Here is a 1,373-nt window from a genome sequence, read left to right as displayed (position 1 = left end):
AGATCACCAAGGCGAGCAGGTCCAAGGAACCTGCCAAGAAGGCTGGAGCTTATCCGTTTGAGTGATCGTTTCGAACCCACAACCAGGTCACGCCGTCACGTTTTCTGAGCGATAAACAATGCAAAAATTATCAAGCACAGCAAAATTAATAGTAAAATAAACTTAATTATTTCCCATACGACATCGAAATACAGCAAAATTACAAAGAGGATCACTCCGCCTAAAATAATCCCCGCAGCTACCTGAAAAATCAAGTCCACCTCTCCGCATTTTTCTTGATGATCATTACAGTTTAACCCCATCGAGCTGAATTAGGGGGTGTTAGCCTTCCAGTGTGGCAGCCTTGACGAAGGATCGCAAACTCTGGCTGTGGTGCGGGGGATGGCGCTGAACGGCGAATTGGACGCTCGGCTTGTTAAGGCATCCAAGGACATCAGGGTGAGTTTAAAAGTGGGCTTATCAGGGACTGTTTGAGCCCTAAGGCGGGAGGGTCGTTTCACACTTTTAAAGACCATCTTACCTCAAATTTAGAATTCGAAGTATCTCATCGGAGGCGGTTTCCATTTCCTCGTAGATTACGGCGATATTTTCCAAAATAGAATTACACATAATATCCATGGCAGAGTGATACAATTTATATTCGCTCGAATTTTCTAATTTCGTCCTGTCAGGGGATTCCGCTAAAGTAATAGTCGATGAAGATTTTATGGATTTTCCTCTTTCAAATAATTCAATTATGAAATCAAGATCGAGTTTATCTTTTGGGATTTCGTTATTCACATATTTTTTCAGTAGCCCGAAAACAATGGTGAAAACATGTGCAGCGGCTACTGTTTCAGCAAGGCACTCCTTCGATTTAGCACTCAATTGGTATTCCGAAACGATTCTTAGAAAAGCAGGCTTCATTTCTTCTGGTAGTTTAACATTGTGCTTCTTATAAGCGAAAGATTTTGCTTTATCCCATTCATCGGAAAATATACTAAACATCGGGTAATCCTTCGTTTTTTACAAGAGGCAAACGAAACCACTCAAACCAGTTCTACCACTCGCCGCCTCGCCTCAGCATCGCCTTCGATATAACGCTGGGTCGTCTGCAGGGAGGTATGACCAGCCAGTGATTGCACATCTCGCAGCGACCCGCCAACCGTCGAAATCTTCCTCGCAGCGTTGGTGATGAAGGTCCGACGACCCGAGTGTGACGAGCAGCCGATCAACCCTAGATCACGATACCAGCGTTGGAACAGGTTCACGATTGCCTGTGCTGAGGTCCGATCTGATCGTTCAGTCCTGATCACGTAGGCGGTTGGGCTGCCACGTCCCTGCTCAAGAAGCTCCACCAGCGATGCCCGAAGCTGCTTGTTGATCGGAATGAT

2 protein-coding genes are annotated in these 1,373 nt (G+C 45.5%); both read right to left on the bottom strand.

Annotated elements, in window-relative coordinates; genetic code table 11:
- Positions 1-516: 516 nt before the first annotated feature.
- The gene (locus tag G566_RS15215) at positions 517-987 is read right to left on the bottom strand and encodes a hypothetical protein (protein WP_156874369.1); all 471 of its coding nucleotides are present in this window, start codon (positions 985-987) and stop codon (positions 517-519) included.
- Positions 988-1,028: 41 nt separating this feature from the next.
- A partial coding sequence (locus tag G566_RS0100005; RefSeq protein WP_029131045.1) for a tyrosine-type recombinase/integrase occupies positions 1,029-1,373 on the bottom strand: 345 nt, incomplete at its 5' end.

Origin of the sequence: Sandarakinorhabdus limnophila DSM 17366, from assembly GCF_000420765.1 — a bacterium.
Taxonomy (GTDB): domain Bacteria; phylum Pseudomonadota; class Alphaproteobacteria; order Sphingomonadales; family Sphingomonadaceae; genus Sandarakinorhabdus; species Sandarakinorhabdus limnophila.
This window is presented reverse-complemented; position numbering and strand designations above follow the sequence as displayed.